Here is a 22,376-nt window from a genome sequence, read left to right on the forward strand (position 1 = left end):
GAGATCGGAGACCTGATGATGAAGAGAACTTTCTGGCTAGCTGCAGCCGCCCTTGTTTTCGCTGCGCCGGCTGGCGCGCAAGAGAAGGTGGTCAACGTCTACAACTGGTCGGACTATATCGACTCTTCCATCATCGATGATTTCACGAAGGAAACCGGGATAAAGGTCGTTTACGACGTCTACGACTCCAACGAGATCCTCGAAACCAAGCTCCTGGCCGGCAGCAGCGGCTACGATGTCGTGGTGCCGACCGCCAGCCCGTTCCTGGCTCGGCAGATCCAGGCTGGCGTGTACCAGAAGCTCGACAAGTCCAAGCTGCCGAACCTCAACAACATGTGGGACGTGGTAACGGAGCGCGTCGCCGCCTTTGATCCCGGCAACGAATATTCTGTCAATTACATGTGGGGCACCACCGGCATCGGCTACAACGTCGAGAAGGTCAAGGAAGCACTCGGCATCGACAAGATCACCAGCTGGGATGTCGTATTCAAGCCCGAGGTGATCGAGAAGCTTGCGGACTGTGGGGTTTACATCCTGGACTCGCCCACCGACGTCCTTCCCACCGCACTCAACTATCTGGGCCTTCCACCCGCTTCGACGGACGCGGATGATCTCGCCAAGGCGCAAGAGCTGATGATGAGCATCCGCCCCTCGGTGCGCAAATTCCACTCGTCCGAATACATCAACGCTTTGGCCAATGGCGATATTTGCCTTGCCGTTGGCTTCTCAGGCGATCTCTTCCAGGCGCGTGACCGTGCGGCCGAAGCCAACCGGGGCGTCGAAATCGATTATGTCATTCCGGCCGAAGGCGCCCAGATGTGGTTCGACCAGATGGCCATTCCGGCCGATGCGCGCAACGTGGAAGAAGCGCATGCCTTCATCAACTACATGATGAAGCCGGAAGTCGCCGCCAAGGCCTCGAACTATGTGTTCTATGCTAACGGCAATAAGGCAGCGCAGCCGTTGCTGGATGAAGAAATCATCGAAGATCCGGCGATCTATCCGGATGAAGCAACGCTCGAGAAGCTGTTCACGGTTCAACCCTACGGCCCGCGGGAGCAACGCCTGGTGACGCGCGCCTGGACGACAATCGTCACCGGCCAGTAAAACAGCAGCAGCATCGCTGGGCGGCACCCTTCTAATGGTGCCGCTCAGGATGATGCTCGCAGCCAGGCACGAGCAGATCTGGCACAAATCTAAAATCTTGCTCATCCATAAAGGGCGGCCCGAGGGGCTTAAACAGGAAACGCGGCATGGCGTTGCAATCGCTGAACAGCATCCGCCGCGGCTTCGAACCCTGGAATGATCCGGCAGCCAGACCCTACATTCATTTCGACCGCGTCACCAAGAAGTTCGGCGACTTCGCTGCTGTCAACGATCTGTCGCTGACGATCTTCGAACGAGAGTTCTTCGCGCTGCTTGGCGCCTCGGGCTGCGGCAAGTCCACATTGTTGCGCATGCTGGCCGGCTTCGAGGAGCCCACGAGCGGGCGAATCCTCTTGGATGGGCAGGACCTGCGGGGCGTGCCGCCCTACAGGCGCCCGGTGAACATGATGTTCCAGTCGTACGCCTTGTTTCCGCACATGACGGTGGAAAAGAACATCGCCTTCGGCCTGAAGCAGGATGGAATGCCGGCAGCAGACATTGCTGCGCGGGTGGCCGAGATGTTGCGCCTGGTGAAGCTGGAAGAGTTTGCCAAGCGCAAGCCGCACCAGCTTTCGGGCGGCCAACGCCAGCGTGTGGCGCTTGCGCGCTCGGTGGCCAAACGCCCGAAGGTCTTGCTGCTGGACGAACCGCTCGGCGCTTTGGACAAGAAGCTGCGTGAAGAAACGCAGTTTGAATTGATGGACCTGCAGCAGGATCTCGGGCTCACCTTCCTTGTTGTGACCCATGATCAGGAAGAGGCCATGACCATGGCTGATCGCATCGCCATCCTCGACAAGGGCGAAGTGATGCAGGTCGCCACGCCGCCTGAAATCTATGAAGCGCCAGGGTCGCGCTTCGTGGCGGACTTCGTGGGCAGCGTGAACCTCTTTCAAGGGCAGGTCACCCGCCGCGATGCAGGCCGGGCGGAGATCGCCGGCCCGGGCCTGGTGATCCATACTGCCAATCCGGGCGATGCCGAGCAGGGCAAGACGGTGCATTATGCCATCCGGCCGGAAAAGATCCGGCTGTCCTCCTTCCCGCCGGAGAACGCCCGCGCGAATGCAGCGCAAGGCGAGATCTACGACATCGCCTATCTCGGCGACGTGACGATCTACAATGTGAAGCTCGACAGCGGGCAGATCGTGAAGTCCACCGTGATCAACAGCCAGCGCTCGGCGGATGACCCGCTCACATGGGGGGACCGTGCCTGGATCGCGTTTCAGCCCGATTCCGGCGTTGTTCTGACGCGCTGAGGGAGGTCTGCATGACGATCCCGGTGGCGCCTGGAACCGACATCCCGACCAAGAACGAATCGCGCCCCGTCTGGTCGCGTGGAATCCTTCGCGCCCTGTCGAGCCGGCTCGTGATCCTTGTTCCTTATCTTTGGCTGCTCGCCTTCTTTCTGGTCCCCTTCGCCATCGTGGTGAAGATCTCCTTCTCGCAAACAACACTCGCGATCCCGCCGTACACGCCGGTTTTGGAGGGGGTGGGCAGCCTATGGCAGAACCTGCGGGAGTTCTCCTTCGACAACTACCTGTGGCTCACGCAAGACGCGCTCTACTTCAACGCTTATGTCACCAGCGTGGTAATCGCCGCGGTGTCCACTGTCCTCGCCCTCCTGGTCGGCTACCCGCTGGCCTACGGCGTGGCGCGCGCACCGTCTGCCCTGCGCCCTTTGCTCCTGATGCTGGTGATCCTGCCGTTCTGGACGAGCTTCCTGATCCGCGTTTATGCCTGGATCGGCATCCTGAAGCCTGAAGGACTGCTCAACCAGTTCCTGATGGCGATCGGTCTGATCGACCAGCCGCTGCTCATCATGAACACCTACACCGCGATCTTCATCGGGATCGTTTACTCCTATCTGCCTTTCATGGTGCTCCCGCTCTATGCGGCGCTTGAAAAGATGGACTATTCGCTCATCGAAGCGGCGCAGGATCTCGGCTGCACCAGGAGCAGCGCGTTCTGGAAGATCACCTTTCCTTTGTCGCGCCCAGGCATCATTGCCGGTTGCATGCTGGTGTTCATTCCTGCTGTCGGCGAATTCGTGATCCCTGACCTTCTCGGAGGATCGCAAACGCTGATGATCGGCAAAACGCTTTGGAACGAGTTCTTCGCCAATCGTGACTGGCCGGTGTCTTCCGCGGTAGCGGTGATCCTCCTGCTGCTCCTCGTGGTGCCAATCATGATCTTCCAGCAGGCCCAGGCCCGACAACAGGAGCAGGGCCGATGAACACGGGCGGCTGGAGCCGGTTCAACATCGCGTCCGTGACGCTGGGCTTTGCTTTTCTTTACCTGCCGATCCTTCTGCTGGTAATCTATTCCTTCAACGCGTCGCGGCTTGTGACGGTGTGGGGTGGGTTTTCCACGCAATGGTATGCCGCTCTGCTGCAGAACCAGGGGCTGCTTGATGCCGCCTGGGTGACGCTGCAGGTGGCGCTTGTGTCGGCGACCGTGGCAACGGTGCTCGGCACTCTGGCCGCCCTCGCTCTGACGCGCTACACGCGCTTTCGAGGACGGATCCTCTTTTCCGGCATGGTGTTTGCGCCGCTGGTGATGCCGGAAGTGATCACAGGGCTGTCGCTGCTGTTGTTGTTTGTGGCAATTGGGCTTGACCGCGGCATGCTGACGGTGACGCTGGCGCACATCACCTTCGCCATGTGTTTCGTGGCTGTGGTCGTGCAATCGCGCTTGTTGACCTTCGACCGCAGCCTTGAAGAAGCGGCGATGGATCTCGGCGCCACACCGGTGAAGACCTTCTTCGCCATCACCCTGCCGGTGATTGCACCCGCGATCATTTCTGGCTGGATGCTCGCCTTCACGCTGTCGCTCGATGACCTGGTGATTGCGAGCTTCACGTCCGGTCCAGGTGCGACCACGCTGCCCATGAAGATCTACAGTCAGGTGCGGCTTGGTGTGACACCGGAAATCAACGCGATCTGCACAATCCTGATCGCCATCGTGGCCACCGGCGTGATCATCGCGTCGCTGGTCAACAAGCGGCGGGAAGTCCAGCGTCTCAGGGACGAGCAGGCGGCTGGCCGCGCCTGAGGGTCAGGGCAGCGTCCACGGCGTCGCGGGAGACACGAAAGGCGCCGACCAGGATCCGCCGACAAAGAATGCGGCCAAAGGCCGAAAGGCACTCGCTTCGCCTTCTATTTGCGCCGGGATCTGAGCACCTGCGGCATGAACGCTGCCTGTCAGCGCCAAACCACCGTCGTAAGGCACGATGCCGTTGATCAGGATAGTGTTGTTTGCGGTGCGCACCGTTGTTTCGCCGATCTGAGCGATCCCTTTCTGCGCGATGGCCTTGAGTTGCAGGGCCTCGATCGGAACGGTGCCCTCAGCGACGTCATTGATCGCGAAGACAGCCCCCTCCTGAAGGCGCAGAAGAAAATCCTGCAGGTCGAACTGGCGCAGCGTGCCTGCTGCGAAATCGGCAGAGAACGTGCCGCTGGCTGAGCCGAAAACCTCCTGCCAGTTTGCGCCATTCCCCGTCAGCATCAAGGATAGTGTTCCGCGCGATGTCGGAAGCAGGCGCGCGAGCCCCAATGCGTCGCCTGCCGCCTGTCCGTTGATGTCGGTCGCAAGCATGCGCAACTCGACCATGTTGGAACCGTTGCCTGGAGTGACGCGGAGGCCGGCTTGCACAATGCCGCCGAACGCAGTGGCGTCAGACAGGTCGAGCACGGTCAGCCCCGGCCTCACCTGAGCTGTGGCGGCAACTTCGTTCAGCGTCACCGTGCCCACCGTCGCCACGGAGGCGGAAAGCCGAAGGTCGAAGGCAAGCGCGGGGAGACGCGAAGTTCCCACTGGCGCGCCGTCTGGCAGCACAGGGGAAAACAGGGCCAGAAGGGCCGCCAGATCGATCGTCTCGAAGGCCATTCCGCCAGACAAGACCGGCGCTGTCTGCCCCCATGTAAGTTCCAGGCTTCCGATGCCGGGGCTGCCGGCAACAAGGAGGGAGGCGTTGTTGAACTTGAGGCGTCCGGGAGTGCCGGACACCTGACTGTTGAATTCCAGCGCGCCTTCCGTGAACGTCAAATCTTGCGTCGGATGCAGCCAGTCCACAGCGCCCCGGACAGAAGGGGTGGCTACACGCAAGGTCCCATCAACGAGCCCGTCCTGGTCCAGCCCGGCGCGCCCATCGAAAGCCGCTGTCAAGCGGCTCGACGTCAGACTGGCCTGAAGCTCGCTGGTCCCTCCCGCCAAGTGAAGGAGAGGCTGTGCCGACTCGACTTTCAAGGCGAGGCGCTCACCGTTCCACAGGCCCTCCAGGTTCAGGCTGCCGCGCCGGTTTAGCGCTGGCCATTCAACCGCTCCGGACAGATCGGAGGCAAGAATGCTGGTGCCGGACTGGTTCTGCAAAACGATCTGGCCGTTCAGGAACTCAACCGTGCCGAATGCATCCTTCGGCAAGGCAGCCGGATCCGGTTTGATTGGCTCGGCTTCGCGGGCGACGCGGGCGGCCTGAACGGAGCGCGAGATTTTGCCGCCGCGCGGAAGAAGAGATCTGTAGTCGTCACCGGCCGCTTCCAGATGCACGACCGGATTGATCAAGCGCACGCGCTTGAAGTCGATGTTCCCGCGCAACGCCGCCACAGCCGACATGTCGATCTCGACGCGCTCAGCGTGCAGCACGGCTGGAGCGGAGGTATCGGGATCCGAAAACGACACGTCGTGAAGCACGGCCCGAAGGCTCGGCCACACCTCGATCTCCGGTCGGGCGCCCACATCCACGTTGTAACCAGTCCAGAAGCTGATTTCTTGCCCGATCCGATCTCGCACAAGGTGAGTGGAAGCGGCAAAAGGCAGGGCCACGATCACCGCGCCAGTGATGACCGCCAACAGGACGAGCGACAAAAGGGTTTTGCGCAGCAGCGGTTTCGGCATTGGCCCTTCTTGCGTGTGGGGCAGTGGAAGCGGTTAGGGTTGTCGACGCGGTTTAACGCACAATGGACTGCGGTTCCAAGTGTGCGGAAAGACGGCGCTGATGCGTCGTGCAGGACATTGATCCGCGCGAAGCGCACGGGCATAACATGCCGCAAGTTGGGAGGACGTGACTATGACTTCGACACAGCCGCTTTGGACGCCTTCGCGCGAACGCATCGAACATCATCCGATGACGCGCTTCATGGCGGAAGCGGCGGCAATCGCCAAGCGCGACATGGCGGATTACGAAGCGCTTCACCGCTGGTCGATTGAGGATCCCGAAGCGTTCTGGCAACTGATCTGGAACTTCACCGGCGTGGTCGGTGAGCCCGGTGAGCGCGTGCTCGAAAACGGCGATAAGATGCCCGGCGCGCAGTTCTTTCCAGATGCGAAACTGAGCTTCGCAGAAAACCTCCTGAAACACACCGGTCCAGAAGAGGCGATGGTGTTTCGCGGCGAAGACAAGGTCGAGCGCCGCATGAGCTGGGACGACCTGCATGCGCTGGTGTCGCGCCTGCAGCAGCTGTTCGAAACGGCCGGCGTGACAGTTGGCGACCGCGTCGCTGCGATGATGCCCAACATGCCCGAAACCGTTGCCGTGATGTTGGCGGCCTCCTCGCTTGGGGCGATCTTCTCGTCCTGTTCCCCTGATTTCGGCGAACAAGGCGTGCTCGATCGCTTCGGGCAGATCGAACCGACCATTTTCGTGGCCCCAGATGGCTACTGGTACAACGGCAAGGCCATCGATGTGGGTGGGAAGGTGGCGGCAATTGCGAAACGGCTGCCGAGCGCCCGCAAGGTGTTGATCGTTGATTACCTTGGCCGGGGCGGGGACGTCGCCGCTGCCATCCCAAACGGAGAGGTCTTCGAAAAAGCCTTGAGCGAGTTTGCGGCCAAGCCGGTGCGCTTTACCCGGCTGCCTTTCGCCCAGCCGCTCTACATCCTGTTTTCGTCCGGCACTACGGGCATCCCGAAATGCATCGTGCATGCGCAGGGCGGGGTGCTTCTGCAGCACGTGAAGGAGCACCAGTTGCACGGCGGCATCGAGCCGGGCGACCGCTTCTTCCATTACACCACTTGCGGCTGGATGATGTGGAACTGGCTGGTGTCGGGCCTGGCAAGCGGGGCCACGCTTGTTCTTTATGACGGGTCGCCCTTCTACCCCGGCAACACCGCGATGTTCGACCTCGCCGAACAAGAGCGACTGACCTATTTCGGCACGTCCGCGAAGTTCATTGACGCCGCGCGCAAGGCTGGCCTGCGTCCTAGCGAAACGCATGACCTGTCAGCGCTGAAGACATTGTCGTCCACCGGCTCACCTCTGTCGCCGGAAGGTTTCGACTTCGTGTATGACGGCATCAAGAAGGACGTGCATCTGGCATCCATGTCCGGCGGCACCGACCTTTGCGCCTGCTTCGTGATCGGCATCCCCATCAAGCCCGTGTGGTCTGGCGAAATCCAGGGTCCGGCGATCGGCATGGCCACCGACGTCTGGAACGACGAAGGCCAGCACGTGGTGGGCGAAAAGGGAGAACTCGTTTGCCCACGGCCGTTCCCGTCCATGCCGGTGATGTTCTGGGCCGACCCGGATGGCAGGAAATATCATGATGCGTATTTCGACCGCTTCCCCAATGTCTGGTGCCACGGCGATTTCGCGGAATGGACGAACCATGGCGGCCTCATCATCCATGGCCGCTCGGACGCGACGCTCAACCCGGGCGGCGTACGCATCGGCACGGCCGAGATCTACAATGTCGTGGAGCAGATGGACGAGGTGGTGGAGGCGCTCTGCATCGGCCAGAACTGGGACAACGACGTGCGGGTGGTGCTGTTTGTGCGGTTGGCCGAAGGGTTGACCCTCGACGCGGCTCTGGAGGACCGGATCAAGGCCAAGGTGCGTTCAGGTGCGACCCCGCGGCATGTGCCGGCCAAGGTCGTGCAGGTCGGGGATATCCCGCGCACCAAGTCGGGCAAGATCGTGGAACTCGCGGTGCGGCAGGTGGTTCACGGCGACACCGTGCGCAACAAGGAAGCGCTCGCCAACCCCGAAGCGCTCGAGCTTTTCCGGGATCGCCAAGAGCTCGCGAGCTAGGCGCTGGTTAACAGATCCCTTCGGTGATATTTACCACCACTTCACAGCTCATGCCGAAATGTAAAAACGGGAAGAGTCTGGTAAGGTCTTGTTAAGGGCTGATCGCGATAGTGAGGCTAACTTGATCGGAGCAATCCGAATGCCGGATCCCCAGCCGGACAGTTCAAGCCCCTCGCGTAACAGCCTTCTAACTTCAAGCGCCCTCGGGCGCTTTTTTCTTGCCCGCGGCTTGCCTGTGTCAATCGGCAAGCACGCGCGTGGATGGAAAGGTGATTTCCACCAATGTGCCGTCGCCCGGGCGTGAGTCGATCACGAAGCGTGCGCGGTTGGCTTCAACCATGGCCTTTGTGAGCGGAAGCCCGAGCCCGGTCCCGTCGCCGCGGGCGCGCCTCAGGGCGTTGATCTGCTTGAATGGGCGGAGTGCCTGGTCGATCTCGGCGCTGGACATGCCGACACCAGTGTCGCGGATCCGCAGGATGACCTCGCCATGAGGTTCGTAAACCGTGGACACGATGACCTGCCCGCCGGCCTGGGTATAGCGCACGGCGTTTGACAGCAGGTTCAGCGCAATCTGGCGGATGCTGCGGAGGTCGGCAACGACATCTGGCAAGCGCGACGCGAAACTGGAGCGGATGATCACGCGTTCGCGGTTGGCTTGCGGCTGCATGATCGCCACGGCTTCGGCAAGCGCGTCGTTCAGTGACACCGCGGTGTAGCTCAGTTCCTGTTCGCCCGCTTCGATCTTCGAAATGTCGAGGAGGTCGTTGACGAGGTCGAGAACATGGGTGCCGGAGCGATTGATGTCTCGGAGGTATTCGCGGTACCGCTCGTTGCCGACGGGTCCGAACCGCTCCTCCATCATCAGTTCCGAAAACCCGATAATGGCGTTGAGCGGCGTCCGGATCTCATGGCTGACGCGCGCCAGAAAATCGCTCTTCTGGGACGACGAGCGCTCCGCCTGCGCCCGGGCCTGCGTCAGTTCCTCTTCCGCGCGCTTCCACTGGGTGATTTCCCGCAAAACGGCGCAGAATCCGCCCTGAGCCGGAAGACGTCCGATGGTGATGAAAAGCGGAATGAAACCGCCCTGCTTTTCGCGCCCGATCACCTCGCGGCCATCGTTGAGAACGCTGGCTACGCCATGGTCGGTCAGACCGTGGAGGTACTCCTTGATCGCCCGCTGGCTTTCGATCGCGAACAGGGACGAGAACGGCTGCCCTTCAACACCGGCCGAATCGACGCCGAACAAGGCTTCGGCCGGCTGGCTCAAACTGCGGATGCGCGAATCGGGTGTGATCAGAACGACGCCATCCGTTGCCGTGTCGATGATGGCCCGCATCTCCTCCAAGAGTGCCTGGGTACGCGACAGCGCGTCCTCGTCCACCGAGGCGACTTCAGGCACGGCCTGTTGCGGTGGCGTCACCAGGGTCAGGGGCAGCCGGGTCACGTTGTCGCCGAGGTTCTCCGGATTCTGTGCGATGTCCGTGTCATGCAAGTCCTGCAGGGCCGACCATTCACTTTGCGGCTCTCCTTCGGCCCGCCGCAACGAGAGCATCAGCGACTTGCCGCCTCCCCAGGGCACCGACTGCAGATGGGCATGCACCGGGATCTGTTCGCCGTCGAAGCGGCGCACAAACAGGCGCCGGTCCTTTGCGGCGGTTTCCTTTCCCACCGGTGCGGGAAACAGCGCTTCCAGACCGCCGGCAGCAGAAATCGCCGCAAGCGAGTCGAAGCCGGTCAGCGAAAAGAACTCACGATTGGCGAAATCGAGACGGTCACCGGCATGGATGATCAGCGCAATCGGTAGCGCATCGATCAGCTCGCGTTCCGCATCAGGCAGTTTGGTGAAGTTGGGCTGCTCGCCGAAGCGACCTGAAACCTCTTCATCGTCGCCGAAGGCAGGTTCGGATTGCAGATCCGCAAAATCCTCCAGGAGAGAGTCGGCGGCTTGGACGTCGTGGTCCACTGTCGGGGGAAGCGCAACCGGCGCATCCGCGGCCAGTGGCTCGATCCCAACGAACGGCGCGGGGGAGGCATCCGTCGTTTCCACGAGCTCCGTTGGCGACACCTCGTCGCCAGATTCTCCGTGCTCCTCCTCGATTGCGGCAACTTCGGCGGGGGTGGCACCGCCGTCGAGCGAAGGCGACACGGCATCCTCCTCCAGCGCGGCAGCCGTGTCCCCGCCGTCTTCATCAACCGAGCCGTCATGAGCAACCGATTGCGCCGGCTCTTCCATCCGCGCGCTTGGTGGCAGCTCAAGCACGCGATCAGCCAGCGGAATCTTGGTTGCGCGCGGCCAACTGCCTTCCACGGCAGCGCGGGCCAATACATCCTCGTTTTCTTCTGCCGCAAGCTCATCTGCCGGCTGCGCATCGCGCCGGGGTTCTGAACCAGCAGCGTTAACGTCGCTGTCCTGCGGGGCAATGGCCGGTGCCGGGGCGGCTGATGGCGCGACAGGGATCACCGGGAGAGCGCTCGCCTCGGCGGAGGGTTGTTGCGGCACGTCGGTCACGATGCTCATCACCTTTTCCGATTCCGGCGCGGCTTCATCGGCGGCCTTCAATCGATGTCCGATTTCTTGAAACGCGATGCGTTCACTGCTGCTCAAAGCAGCCCGTTCGGCCAGCGCCTGCCGGTGTGCTGCAAGGCGCACCACCTTCTCGATGGTTGAAGAAGGGGAAGAAGGACGCCCGTTTGCTGCTTCCGTGGAAACAAGAACCGGCGGTTCACCCCGGAACGGATCTTCTTCCACGTCGCCGGACGCTTCGTCATCAATGGTGGGGACAGCCTGGGGATCGGCTGTGGACGGGGCAGGCCCAGCAACCGGATCAGCCGCAACGGCATCAATAAAGCGGGCCACGCCGAACCCGCGAAAACCCTCGAAACCGCGGTTGCGGTCGTAAACGGGAAGCGCGGCGAGATCCACCGGCGCACGCATGGAGCCGTTGCCGGGCAGGGGCCAAAGCACGGACCGGCCCGACCAGGTGTCTCGTCGCTCCAGGAGCCCGGTGATTTCCCCATCCTCGTCGAAGCCGAGGGCGGCGGCGATCTCGCGAAACGACCGCCCGATCACGGCTCCCTCATCGGAACCCATGGCTTCGAGGAATTCGGGAGATATCGCGCTGAAGCAACCCTGAGCGTCCGTGCGCCACACGAACCGCAGCGATCCCTTCCGCCTCGCGGAACCCGCCGCCACATGGGCTGAGGCCGGAATAGCGGCCTCCTCCATTGTTGCTGCGTCATCCGCTGCGTCGCTGGCCGCCATCTCGCTTGTTGGTACGCTTGCCGGAGTGTCGCCGGGTTCAGCCCCTTCGCTCACGGCGATCAACAAAAACAGCGCCGGATCGTCGCCGAGCTTCGCAAGGCCGGCGGGCAAAAGGCCGCGCCTCGACGGCAGTCGGCGCTTGGCAACCTGGCCACGCGCGTGAGCAGCGCTTGCGGCGAGCGCCGCCAAATCCGCGTCATGGAAGCCCGCTTCTTCGAACGAAGACGTGGCGGCCAGTGCCTTGCCGCCATCGTCGAGGATCGCAGCTGCGTGATCATCCACCGCGAACCCCGCGATCGCCTGCTGCCATGCCTTGTCCGGTTCCGCGGCAAGGTCGAGAAACGACACAAGAACGGCAACTTCACCGTCGGGCAAGGTCACCGGCTCAAGCGCCAAGCGCGACAAGCGGCTCAACAACGTGGCGGCGGACCGCACCACGATCGTGCGATTCGGCTGAACGTGGGGAAAGCCCGGCGTTGCCGCAATCTGGCGCCGCGCAATGGCCGGCAGCGGATTGGCCGCCCCCATCGCCTCATCGATGGCTTGGAAGCCCAGCGCCTTGGCGCCTGCACCATTGGCCCACAGGATCTCGTCCAGATCAGCGTCGAACACGACCAATGCTTCACCGGCGGCAAAGCGCGTCCGGACAGGCTCGAGCGCGACCACGTCGATGAAGGAGTAGACCTGGTTCATGCAGCGCCTTGGTTCGCTCTTAACGCATTATTAATAATGAGAAAGCGTCCCGAAATCCACTCGCGTTCGGCCTGAACCGCACACCGATCGGCGAAGTGGTTAACAGGCCAGTTTCCGGTCGAACAACCGCAATGCAGCAAAAATGTTGCGGTGCACAATAAAATGCGCTATAGAATTGGGCAATGCGCCGCTTGGAGCGGCACGGCAGTGACAAGCACTCGACAAAACTCATCCCTTTCCAGGAGTAGCGGAATGTCCGAAGCTTTCCCCAAATCGACTGAAACGCCTTTCCCCACGTTCGACGCCAACCCGGCTGTTGATCAGTTTCGTGCCTTTGCCGAAAAGGGTATGGAACAGTCCCGCGAAGCCTATAGCCGCTTCAAGGAAGGTGCCGAAGATGCCCAGAAGGCTGTGGAGGCGTCTTTCGAAAATGCCCGCGCCGTTTCAAGCGAACTGTCGCTGAAGTCGCTTGCCGCCATGCGCGCCAACACGGAACTTTCCTTCTCGCATCTTGAGGCTCTCATGGGCGTCAAGACCGTCTCCGATTTCGTGGAACTGCAGTCTTCCTTTATGCGCAAGCAGATGGAACTCGCCATGAACCAGGCGAAGGAGATCCAGACCGTGTCCACCAAAAGTGTGGAAGAATTGACGCGTCCCTTGAAGGACGTGGTCGGCAAGAACTGGACGGACCTGAAGGTCGCCTGATCGCGCCGCAGGTCGGCCATTCTCAGCAGCGAAAGCTGACAGGCCGGCTCCGCGCAGCGAAGGCACGAAACCAAGGCCGGCGTTCAACGCCGGTCTTTCTCTTGAGGCGTCCGCGTCTTCGGTCTTGAATTCGGCACCGTTTGTCGGTAGTGGAGCCCCGAAGCCGCCTTGCATGAAAAGGCGTGCGCTTGCGGTTGTAGCTCAGTTGGTTAGAGCGCCGGATTGTGGATCCGGAGGTCGGTGGTTCGAGCCCACCCAACCGTACCACTCCACACCTTTGGAAATCCTGTTAAAGGGCGGACGCTCACCACGTGAGACGTTGCCGATGCCTCGCGCACCCCGCGCTCGGCGATGAGATCCTCTCCTTCACCGAGCGTTCGGGCACTCCCCAATGGGGGTCTGGTTTTCAGCGTCCGCTGCGGCGAAGCACCTTTTTCATGATCCAGCCCAGCAACAATGTCTTCAAGATCCTGCCCATAGCCATTTCCTTTTTTCGGCTTCCGTGGGCGGTCAACTTGGAACAAGCCGTGCAGGTTCCGCTGTGTACCTCCCCATGATGTGAAACGGATTGGCAGGCTTGGTTCGCCCTCGTTGTTCCCGCTGGACGGCAGCGGGCCGATGTTGGATGAAGCGTCAGGAGTCGTTCCCGCTGGGAACGGCGCAAACAGCTTTCGCGTGAGGAGACGGGAATGGAAGGTCCGCTGGCGGGGGTCCGCATCATCGATCTGACAACGGTTATCGCCGGCCCTTACGCGACCCAGATCCTTGGCGACATGGGCGCCGATGTTCTCAAGGTGGAGCCTGCCGGCGGCGACATCATGCGGGCTCCCGGCCCGTCCCGGTCGCCGGAAATGGGTGCCGCCTTTCTCAACTGCAACCGCAACAAGGACAGCCTGCGCCTCGACTTGCGCCAACAGGCAGATCGCGACCGCTTGACCGAACTGGTGGCATCGGCGGACGTGTTTGTTCACAACATGCGCATGAATGCGGCGCGTCGGGCAGGGCTCGACGCTCAAACGCTGCTCGAGCGCAACCCGAAGCTCATTTACTGCGCCATCGTCGGCTTCGGCCAGGACGGACCCTACCGCGATCGACCAGCCTACGATGACGTCATCCAGGCGGCGTCCGGCTGGGCAGAACTCACGGCACGGACCGGCGGCGAACCGCGCTATGCACCCACCATCGTGGCCGACAAGACAACGGGGCTGTTTGCTGTGTCAGCGATCAACGCCGCCCTTTTCAGTCGCTCGCAAACGGGCCGGGGCCAGGCCATCGAAATCCCGATGTTCGAGACCATGGCCTCCTTTTTGATGGTTGAACATCTTTCCGGGCTGACGTTCGTGCCGCCGGATGGTGGTTCCGGTTATTCCCGCATCTTGTCGCGCCATCGCCGGCCCTTCAAAACGGCGGACAGCTATATCGGCGTGATGCCTTACACGGCAGCGCACTGGAACGCCGTGTTCAGCGCCGCGGGCCGGGCCGATTGGGCGAAGGAAGCGGCAACGATCTCTAACCGCGAACGCGCGGAAAGGATCGAAACACTGTATGAGCGCCTTGCCACGTGCCTGCTGGAAAAAACCAGTGCCGAATGGCTGGCTGCGCTGGAAGAGCTGCAGGTGCCAAGCGCCCCGGTGAATGCCTTGGACGATCTTCTTGAAGACCCTCACCTGCAGGCGGTCGGGTTGTTCGAGAAAGTGACGCATCCGACCGAAGGCGAGATCATCAATGTTCGTTCGCCCATTCGCTTTTCCGGCACACCGACAACAACGCGGAAATTCGCGCCCAAATAGGGCAGGGGCGCGTCGTCGCCGCGCCAAGGCTCACGCGGCGACGCTCAGGCGTCGCTAGCCTAGGTCTTCACGATGTGGTCCGCGATCAGGTGGCGCCGCGCCATGGCGTTGCGCGTATCCACCACAAGCGGCGCAAGGGCAGCAAGCCGCGTATAATCCACCGCGTCGTGATCGGTCACGATCAAGATTGCATCGTAGCGCTCCTCGAGCGGAACCGATTTCTGCCCTTCAAGGGTTGCGTGCTCACGGGTGCGGGGGATTTCCGGTACATGCGGGTCGTGGTAGGCCGCCGGGCAGCCGCGTTGAAGCAGGGTCGCCAGGATCGCAAGGGCAGGGCTTTCGCGGATATCCGAAACGTTCTTCTTGTACGCCAAACCAATCACAAGCAGCCGTGCGCGGCTGAGCGACAAGCCGAGTCGACGGTCAAGCTCGCGTTCCAAGCGCGCCAGAACATAGCCCGGCATGGAGGCGTTGATCTCGCCGGCAAGCTCGATGAACTTCGTGTTGATCCCGAACTCCTTGCTTTTCCAGGTGAGGTAGAAGGGATCGATGGGGATGCAGTGGCCGCCGAGACCGGGCCCAGGGTAGAACGGCATGAAGCCGAAAGGCTTCGTGGCGGCCGCGTCGATCACATCCCAAACGTCCACGCCCATCGCGTCGTAGATGATCTTGAGCTCGTTCACGAGCGCGATGTTGACAGCTCGGAAGATGTTTTCCGTGACTTTGGAGGCTTCCGCGATCTTGAGCGAATTGACGCGCACGATGCGCTCCACCACGAGCGAATAAAAGTGCTCAGCAAGCCCGCCGGCCACGTCCCCGTCGCCGCCCACCACTTTCGGAATGGTGGTGGTGGAAAACTGGGTGGCGCCGGGGTCTTCCCGTTCGGGCGAAAAGGCCAGAAAGAAATCCGCGCCCGAAATCAGCCCGGTGGTTTGGAGAAGCGGTTTTACGACCTCCTCGGTGGTGCCGGGGTAAGTGGTGGACTCCAGCACGACAAGTTGGCCAAGGCGCAGACTGTCGGCAATGGTCGCAGCCGTGGTGACGACATAGCGAAGGTCTGGCTCCCTGTGATGCGAAAGTGGCGTGGGCACGCAGATCACGATGACGTCGCAATCGCGCAGCCGCCTGAAATCGTCTGTTGCCGCGAACCGGCCCGCATCGAGGAGCCGCTGTAGCTCACTCGATGGAAGCGCATCGATATGGGACCGGCCGGCATTGAGCCCATCGACCTTCACCGGATCTATATCGAACCCCGTCACCGCAAACCCGCTCCGACCACAGGCGGCGGCGAGCGGCAGGCCGACATAGCCCAGTCCGATGATGCCGATCTGAGCGGTGCGCGCTTGAAGCCGCGCCGTCAGTTGGGCAGCCACATCCGGTTGAGGATTTGCAGCGAGTGCGCCACCCGCCGAACTCCGTCCTGGGCGAAGAAGATCGTGAAGTAGGTCGAGCGTCATGGAAGAACGATCTCCTGGGCCGCGCGGCGCGAAGGAACAGCGGCTTCGATCGCCAGCAGCATGAGCCTTGCAAGAACGGGACGCGTGTAATTGCGGATGGCAGCGGTGCAGTTCACCCGCATGCGGGCGCGACCCTGCGGGTCGTTCTTGAGCGCAAGGATCGCGGCAGCCAGAGCGGCCGGATCTTCCGGTGGTACCGGCAATCCGACCCCATGGCGCGCCACAATGTCCGCGGCTTCTCCGCGCACGCCGAGCAGGGTGGGGATGCCCATCGCCATGGCCTCAAACAGCTTGGACGGGATCACGGCTTCGAAAAGTGGATCGCGGCGCAAGTGGATCACCGAAAGGTCGAGCAGGGACCAGAAGCGAGCGACCTGATCCTTCGGCACACTGTCGAGGAAAAGAAGGTTGGACAGGCCCTCATCCGCTGCGCGGGCTTGCAGCGTGCGTTTTTCGGCGCCGTCGCCGAGCATCAGGATGCGGATATCGTTCGCGCCGCGTTCCCGCAGCAGCCTTGCGGTGTCGATCAGCGCGTCCAAGCCGTGCGCCAGCCCGTGAGTGCCGATGTAGCCGACCACGAAGGTGTCGCTGAGCCGCATCTGCGCGGAAAGCTGCGGATCTTTGGGCATGGGCTGGAAGCGTCGGAGATCCGCGCCATTGGTGACAACGGTGATCTTATCCGCATCGATCCCGCGTGCCGCGAGGATGCGCTTGGTGGCTCGGGTCACCGTCACGATCAGCGCCGCCCTACGGTAAAGAAAGAGCTCGACCTTCTCCATTAGTGCGAGGAGCCACGTGGATTTCATGGCACCCACGGCGCGGATCGACTCCGGCCAAAGATCGCGGACTTCCATTACGAAGTGGAGGCGTCGAACCGCGCCGACAAGCCAGGCGGCACAAGCGGTGAAGAACTGCGGCGAGGTGCCGACCACCACATCGACGCGTCGCACGAAGCAGGCCGCGATGGCGGCGCTGAGCATGAAGCTCAGATAATCGAGGGTCCTCCACAAGAACCCTTCATTGGCGAAGATCAAGGTACCGACGCGGACCACCCGGATACCGCTGATGGTTTCGCTTTGCCAAAGCTTGTTGCGGTAGCCCGGATAAACGATGCCGCGTGGGAAGTTCGGCACTCCGGTGATCACCGTCACCTGGTGGCCTGCCGCGACCCATTCGCGGCAGTGCTCGTAGGTGCGGCTTGCCGGAGCATTGACCTCAGGAACGAAGTTGTCCGAAAGGAAAAGGATGTGCATGTTGCACGACACTCAAGATACGCATGACTAACGCAAAGTTAACGTCTTGTAGTGTGACAAACATTATTCAGATTACAAGTAGCTCAGGAGGCTGAAGCGAAAATAAACTTCAAGGACGATCTGTTTCCTTCCAGCCTGACGCAAAGACACTGCGTCGGCATGCTTTCTCCGAAGCGAGGGTGGTAGGTGGCCGCCTCCACCCAGGCGGTGCCGGCATCGCAGGTCCACTGCAGGATTTCGCGGACCGCTCCGGTAGCGGACCCGGTCTGCCTGTGGTGAAGGAGTGTGATTTCCGGCGCAAAATGAAAACGTGCGATCGCCAGTCGTGGCGGTCCTGAAAGCTCGTCCGTCACTTGGAGGCTGTTGGTGTCCAGCACCCATTCACGTTTGTGGATCGGTTTGCCGCGGAGCCGAGCATACCCGTCATGATCCGCAACGAGGCGCATCTGGTGCTCGCCGGCGCTGGCAAGATGCAGGCGTGGCCGCGCGCGACGGGCCACGCGAAAGGCAGCCCACACTTCCGACGAATCCCGATCGTCCAACACAACCGTGTTGTGCGCTGCCGTTCCGCGCTGCCTTTGCCGTTCCAGGCCGGTGGCGTAGTCGGACGTGCCTGAGTTTACCAGCACGCGCTCTCCGCCGAGCGACAGTTCGAAGGACAAGGTGTCGGCATGCGCATGGCCGGGCTGGTGATCCGGCCCGAGCTCGGCGACATCGGCCAGAAGAACGGCGCGGTGGGTTTGCAGCCGCCAGTAGCCCGATGCGGCAAAGCCTGACAGCCCGACCGGTGGCGGCGGGGGCGGCGTGAAGCCGAGGCGCTCCGCATAAGCCATCAGCGCGGAAGGCTGCGCCGCCACTTCCAGCGCTGTGTCGTTGAAGAAGCTGATGTCGCCGTCCGGATGCGTCATGCCTCGAAGCCAAGCAAGCATCGGCTCGATGGTTGACGCCGCGAGAGCTGTAGGTGGGTCGGCGGTGGAAGCCAAACAGCGCCGAAGGTTTAGGAGATCCAGCAGATCCACCAGCACGAGGGAGTGATACATCGGGCTGCGCTCGTAATGGCCGCCATCCGGCAGGATCTGTTGGGGCAATTCGCGCAGCAGGATCGCGCTGCCCGTGGCATACCAATCTTCGGCTTCATCGCCCTGGAAGCGCAGCCCGGCGAAGCAAAGCGCAATCGCGTTCGCCAGGAGGTGATTGCCTGAAAGATGATGCTCGACGCGCGTCTTGAGCCAGCGCGCCTGCATGGCCAGGCTTGTCACGGCATCCGGCCCGAGCGGCAGGCCGGCTTGTTCCGCCTTGATCCAGTTCACGATGCGCCGCGCGGTCGGGTAGGGCTCCCAGCCAGTGCCGCGTGCGGGAGGATTGTCGCGGATCCAGAAGGCGATCAGCGCCGTGTGCCAGGCCCGCCGTTCCGCCGCGTCCGTTGCGGTGAGATCATCGAAGTAGTGGAGGTTGTAGCGCCAAAGTCGGGACTGGTTTGAAGGATTCCACCCGTCCACAACTGTGCCTTCCTGGCCGAGAAAGGAAAAGCTCTGCGGACCCGTCATGCTGGCAACCCGTTCTGCCGACGGGGTCCAGGAACCGAGGCGTGGCCGCAGCGGTGGCGGCGGACGCGTGTCTACGCCCGGGCGGATGAAGCGAAAACGGAGCCGGTGAAAAATCTGGCCGATGCGAAGATGGCGGACCGTTTGGCCGTAAAGCAGGACGCGCCACATCACGCGGGGAGCAACCGGCCGAGTGCTGCAACGATGCGCGTGCCGGCTTGACCGTCCCAGAGCGGGGGAATGATGCCGGTCTTCCATTGTCCGGCAAGCACGCGGCGCATTGCATCGCGAAGCCGGTCGGGATCGCTGCCAAGGATCTCGTTTGTTCCGAGGGCGACGGTTTCCGGCCGCTCGGTTGTGCTGCGCAAGGTGAGGCAGGGCACCTGCAACACGGTGGTTTCTTCTGAAACGCCGCCGGAGTCGGTGATCACCGCCTTGGCGTGCTCCACAAGGAAGTTGAAGGCAAGGTAAGGCTGCGGGTCCACGGTTCTGAGCGTAACCGGCATCGGACCGCAGGCGGCAAGCACCGACCGCGTTCGGGGATGAACCGGAAAAATTACGGGCAGCCCGGCTGCGGCTTGGCAGACCGTGTGCAGAAGCTGCGACAGCACCTGAGGGCAATCCACATTTGCGGGACGATGCAGCGTCAGAACGAAGTAGCGCCCCGGATGGAGGTCGCCCGCGAAAGCCGGTGCTCGGAACCGATCCCGATGGGCAAGCAGCGTGTCGATCATCGTGTTGCCGACAAAGAAGATGCGGCTCTCGGCAACACCGCCGGCCCGCAGGTTGGCGTTGGCCACTTCGCTCGTCGTGAAGAACCAGTTGGTGATGGCATCGGTGGCGAGCCGATTGATTTCTTCGGGCATCGACCAGTCGCCCGAGCGAATGCCGCCTTCCACATGGGCAACCGGAATGCCGGCCTTCTGACTGACCAGCGCACAGGCCAGTGTCGAGGTGACATCGCCAACCACCACGCAGGCCGCACTGCGCTGTCGGGCAAGCAGCGCCTCGTAGCCGATCATGATCGCGCCGGTCTGCGTCGCCTGGCTGCCGCTACCGGCGCCGAGGTTGATGTCCGGCTGCGGAATGCCGAGTTCGTCGAAGAAGCTCTGCGACATCGCCTGGTCGTAGTGCTGGCCGGTATGAACGAGGCGCGCGCGCAGGTGCCCCCCTGCCGCACGATGCGCCTCAAGTGCCGCCATGATGGCGGCGATCTTGATGAAGTTCGGCCGCGCGCCGGCAATCACGTCGATGAGCGTCATGAACGGATTACCGGCGCAGGGTCTCGGCAAGGTCGAGCGTCACGCGCGCGACCTCAAACAGTTCCTCGGCGGGAATAGGCTCCGGGCCGTTGTTGCGGATCGCCTGCAGAAAGGCCGCTGCGCACCCATCCTGGCCCTTGTTCTGCCGCCAAAGGGGCATCGGCCGTACGGCGGGACGTCCAAAGCTGCGGATGCGGCGGAAGTTGTCGATGACGGTGATGGTACCGTCGCAGAACACTTCGAGCCGCTCCTTCGGAAAAGTGCTGGCGCCATTGGCAAGGTAATGCACGGTTCCGGTGCAGCCGTTCGTGAAGGCAAGCTGCAGCGTGGCGACATCGCCGCGGCCGCAAGCGCTTGCCTGCGTAATCGGAGCTCCTGCCAGATGGCGCAGGAGATCCACGAAGTGGCAGGCTTCGCCGGTGATGCGCCCGCCTTCTTCGTCTTGTTGCGTCCAGTGGCTGGCAGGAACGATGCCGGCATTGACGGTCATTATGAGGGTTGCCGGACCGCTGCGCCGAACAAGCGTCTGCTTCACGGCCGCAACATGCGGGGCGAACCGACGGTTGAAACCGACGGTGAGCAGCGGCGGTTGTGACAGGCCGCGGCTTGCGGTCCATGCCTCTTGCACGGACGCAAGACCTTCGCGATCTACAGCAAGGGGCTTTTCAACAAAGACATGCTTGCCAGCGTTTAGAGCCGCGGCAACCAGTGCCGCGTGGGAGGAATGACGCGTGGCGATCACAACCGCTTCGACGGCGGCGTTGTGCAGCAGCGCCTCCACGCTTGTGCCCGCATGATGGAAACCGAACCTGCGCTGGGCGTGGAGTGCGGCAAGACCGTTGCGCGCCACGACCTCATGAAATGATGCGTCCGCGCGCTTGAATGCTGGGAGCAGGGTCCGCATCGCATAATCCCCAGCACCGATGACCCCGACCGCGGGATTTCTTCCGGGCGAGGGTGGGCGAAACGGCACCACTTGGGGGGCGAGGGGTTTTGGCTCCTGCTGCCGCTCGGGATAGCTGAGCAGGATCCCGAGCGAGGGCGCCGCACTGTCCACCAACTCGTAGGCCGCTTCCGCCTGATCGATGGCGAAGCGATGGGAAATCAGCGGTTCCAGCTGCAGTTGGCCGGCCGCCATGGTGTCGAGGGCAGCTTCGAAGTTGCGCTGAGCAGTCCAGCGCACGAAAGGGGCAGGGTAATCCTGGCCGGCTTCTTCATAGGCTGGATCATGCCGGCCGGGCCCGTAGGAGCACGATACCTGGAACGACAGTTCTTTCTCGTAGAAGTCTGCCCGATCGAGCTGCAGCCCACTCACGCCCACAAGCACGATCCGCCCGCGTTTGCGTGACATCGTGGCTGCGAGGCGCACCGGATCGCTGCTGCGGGTGGCGGCTGCAATCACCACCGCGTCGATTCCGCGAGCTCGCGAAAAAGCCTGTGCAACAGGCAAGGGAGCCTGGCTTCCCAGTGTGACCGTTTCGGCGCCGAACTGCGCGGCCAGCGCGACGCGCGCAGGATCGAAGTCGAGGCCGAGCACGCGGCACCCCTGGGCGTGCAGCAGTTGCACCGTCAGCAAACCGACGAGCCCGAGGCCGATCACGGCCACGCACTCACCGAATGTGGGCTGCGCGAGGCGCAGCCCTTGTAAAGCGATGGCCGTGATCACCGTGAAGGCGGCTTGATCATCGCTCACGGCATCTGGAACGCGCGCGCAAAGCGTCGCGGGCACGGAAATGATCTCGGCATGGCTGCCGTTGGACGCAATGCGGTCGCCGACGCGCCATTCGCTGGTACCTGGGCCGGCATCAACCACGGTTCCGACGTTGCAGTAGCCTAGGGCAAGCGGGCGGTCGAGCTTGGCGCGAACCGCATCCAGCGTCGACAGCACGCCATCCGTACGCGCCTTGGCGATCACGTCGCGAAGCCGTTCCGGCTGGGCGCGGGCCTTGCCGATCAGCCCGGCCTTGCCGAACGACACCAGCATGCGCTCCGTACCAGGCGAAATGAGACTGCGGCTTGAGCGGACAAGAAGATGATTGCGCCTGAGGGCAGGTGCAGGAGCATCGGCCACCTCCGTGCGGCCATCGCCCAGATGCTGAACAACCATCTTCATGTTACGCAAGGCCCCCCGGCCACGGCAATACGCGCCGTCAAGAATTGCTATATGCAATTGTGTGCAACTGCAAGTATGCTGAAAAGCAAAGAAGAAGTGCAGCCCTGTTGTTGTTCTGCGCGTGACTTCG

The 22,376-nt window shown here is 62.4% G+C and carries 14 protein-coding genes and 1 tRNA gene; 8 read left to right on the plus strand and 7 right to left on the minus strand.

Annotated elements, in window-relative coordinates; genetic code table 11:
- Positions 1-15 precede the first annotated feature (15 nt).
- The 4 genes from J5Y06_RS07865 (at position 16) to J5Y06_RS07880 (ending at position 4,194) form a co-directional block, all read left to right on the plus strand.
- Complete coding sequence (locus J5Y06_RS07865) at positions 16-1,107, plus strand: polyamine ABC transporter substrate-binding protein (RefSeq protein ID WP_209334594.1); 1,092 nt, start codon at positions 16-18, stop codon at positions 1,105-1,107.
- Between the two features lie 152 nt (positions 1,108-1,259).
- On the plus strand, positions 1,260-2,399 hold the full coding sequence (locus tag J5Y06_RS07870) for an ABC transporter ATP-binding protein (protein WP_209335089.1): 1,140 nt from the start codon (positions 1,260-1,262) through the stop codon (positions 2,397-2,399).
- 11 nt (positions 2,400-2,410) lie between these two features.
- Positions 2,411-3,376, plus strand: coding sequence for an ABC transporter permease subunit (locus J5Y06_RS07875; RefSeq protein ID WP_209334595.1), 966 nt, complete (start codon positions 2,411-2,413; stop codon positions 3,374-3,376).
- Positions 3,373-4,194 carry an ABC transporter permease subunit gene (locus tag J5Y06_RS07880; RefSeq protein ID WP_209334596.1) on the plus strand — a complete coding sequence of 274 codons (822 nt, stop codon included), beginning with the start codon at positions 3,373-3,375 and terminating at the stop codon, positions 4,192-4,194. Before J5Y06_RS07875 ends, J5Y06_RS07880 begins: the two co-directional genes overlap by 4 nt.
- 3 nt (positions 4,195-4,197) lie before the next feature.
- On the opposite strand, the gene J5Y06_RS07885 is transcribed toward J5Y06_RS07880, so the two are convergent.
- Entirely contained in the window at positions 4,198-6,036 is a 1,839-nt protein-coding gene (locus J5Y06_RS07885; RefSeq protein ID WP_209334597.1) for an AsmA family protein, read from the minus strand.
- Between the two features lie 172 nt (positions 6,037-6,208).
- On the opposite strand from J5Y06_RS07885, the gene J5Y06_RS07890 reads away from it, so the two are divergent.
- The gene (locus tag J5Y06_RS07890; protein WP_209334598.1) at positions 6,209-8,167 is read left to right on the plus strand and encodes an acetoacetate--CoA ligase; all 1,959 of its coding nucleotides are present in this window, start codon (positions 6,209-6,211) and stop codon (positions 8,165-8,167) included.
- Positions 8,168-8,405: 238 nt separating this feature from the next.
- Here the strand turns inward: J5Y06_RS07890 and J5Y06_RS07895 are convergent, their stop codons facing one another.
- On the minus strand, positions 8,406-12,122 hold the full coding sequence (locus J5Y06_RS07895) for a histidine kinase dimerization/phospho-acceptor domain-containing protein (RefSeq protein WP_209334599.1): 3,717 nt from the start codon (positions 12,120-12,122) through the stop codon (positions 8,406-8,408).
- Between the two features lie 252 nt (positions 12,123-12,374).
- On the opposite strand from J5Y06_RS07895, the gene J5Y06_RS07900 reads away from it, so the two are divergent.
- The 3 genes from J5Y06_RS07900 (at position 12,375) to J5Y06_RS07910 (ending at position 14,617) form a co-directional block, all read left to right on the plus strand.
- Positions 12,375-12,827, plus strand: a complete 453-nt coding sequence (locus J5Y06_RS07900; RefSeq protein WP_209334600.1) for a phasin — start codon at positions 12,375-12,377, stop codon at positions 12,825-12,827.
- A gap of 190 nt (positions 12,828-13,017) precedes the next feature.
- Positions 13,018-13,094 (plus strand) — tRNA-His (locus J5Y06_RS07905).
- 422 nt (positions 13,095-13,516) lie between these two features.
- Positions 13,517-14,617, plus strand: a complete 1,101-nt coding sequence (locus tag J5Y06_RS07910; protein WP_209334601.1) for a CaiB/BaiF CoA transferase family protein — start codon at positions 13,517-13,519, stop codon at positions 14,615-14,617.
- Between the two features lie 59 nt (positions 14,618-14,676).
- Here the strand turns inward: J5Y06_RS07910 and J5Y06_RS07915 are convergent, their stop codons facing one another.
- The 5 genes from J5Y06_RS07915 to J5Y06_RS07935 form a co-directional block, all read right to left on the minus strand.
- Complete coding sequence (locus J5Y06_RS07915) at positions 14,677-16,074, minus strand: nucleotide sugar dehydrogenase (RefSeq protein ID WP_209334602.1); 1,398 nt, start codon at positions 16,072-16,074, stop codon at positions 14,677-14,679.
- Entirely contained in the window at positions 16,071-17,327 is a 1,257-nt protein-coding gene (locus J5Y06_RS07920) for a glycosyltransferase family 4 protein (RefSeq protein WP_209334603.1), read from the minus strand. The genes J5Y06_RS07915 and J5Y06_RS07920 overlap by 4 nt, the downstream gene beginning before the upstream one ends.
- Positions 17,328-17,410: 83 nt before the next feature.
- The gene (locus tag J5Y06_RS07925; RefSeq protein WP_245247731.1) at positions 17,411-19,042 is read right to left on the minus strand and encodes a heparinase II/III family protein; all 1,632 of its coding nucleotides are present in this window, start codon (positions 19,040-19,042) and stop codon (positions 17,411-17,413) included.
- The gene (gene wecB, locus J5Y06_RS07930; protein ID WP_209334605.1) at positions 19,042-20,133 is read right to left on the minus strand and encodes a non-hydrolyzing UDP-N-acetylglucosamine 2-epimerase; all 1,092 of its coding nucleotides are present in this window, start codon (positions 20,131-20,133) and stop codon (positions 19,042-19,044) included. The genes J5Y06_RS07925 and wecB overlap by 1 nt, the downstream gene beginning before the upstream one ends.
- Before the next feature lie 7 nt (positions 20,134-20,140).
- Complete coding sequence (locus J5Y06_RS07935; protein ID WP_245247700.1) at positions 20,141-22,246, minus strand: bi-domain-containing oxidoreductase; 2,106 nt, start codon at positions 22,244-22,246, stop codon at positions 20,141-20,143.
- Positions 22,247-22,376: the final 130 nt, after the last annotated feature.

The sequence above is a fragment of the Tianweitania sediminis genome (assembly GCF_017813335.1).
Lineage (GTDB): Bacteria > Pseudomonadota > Alphaproteobacteria > Rhizobiales > Rhizobiaceae > Tianweitania > Tianweitania sediminis.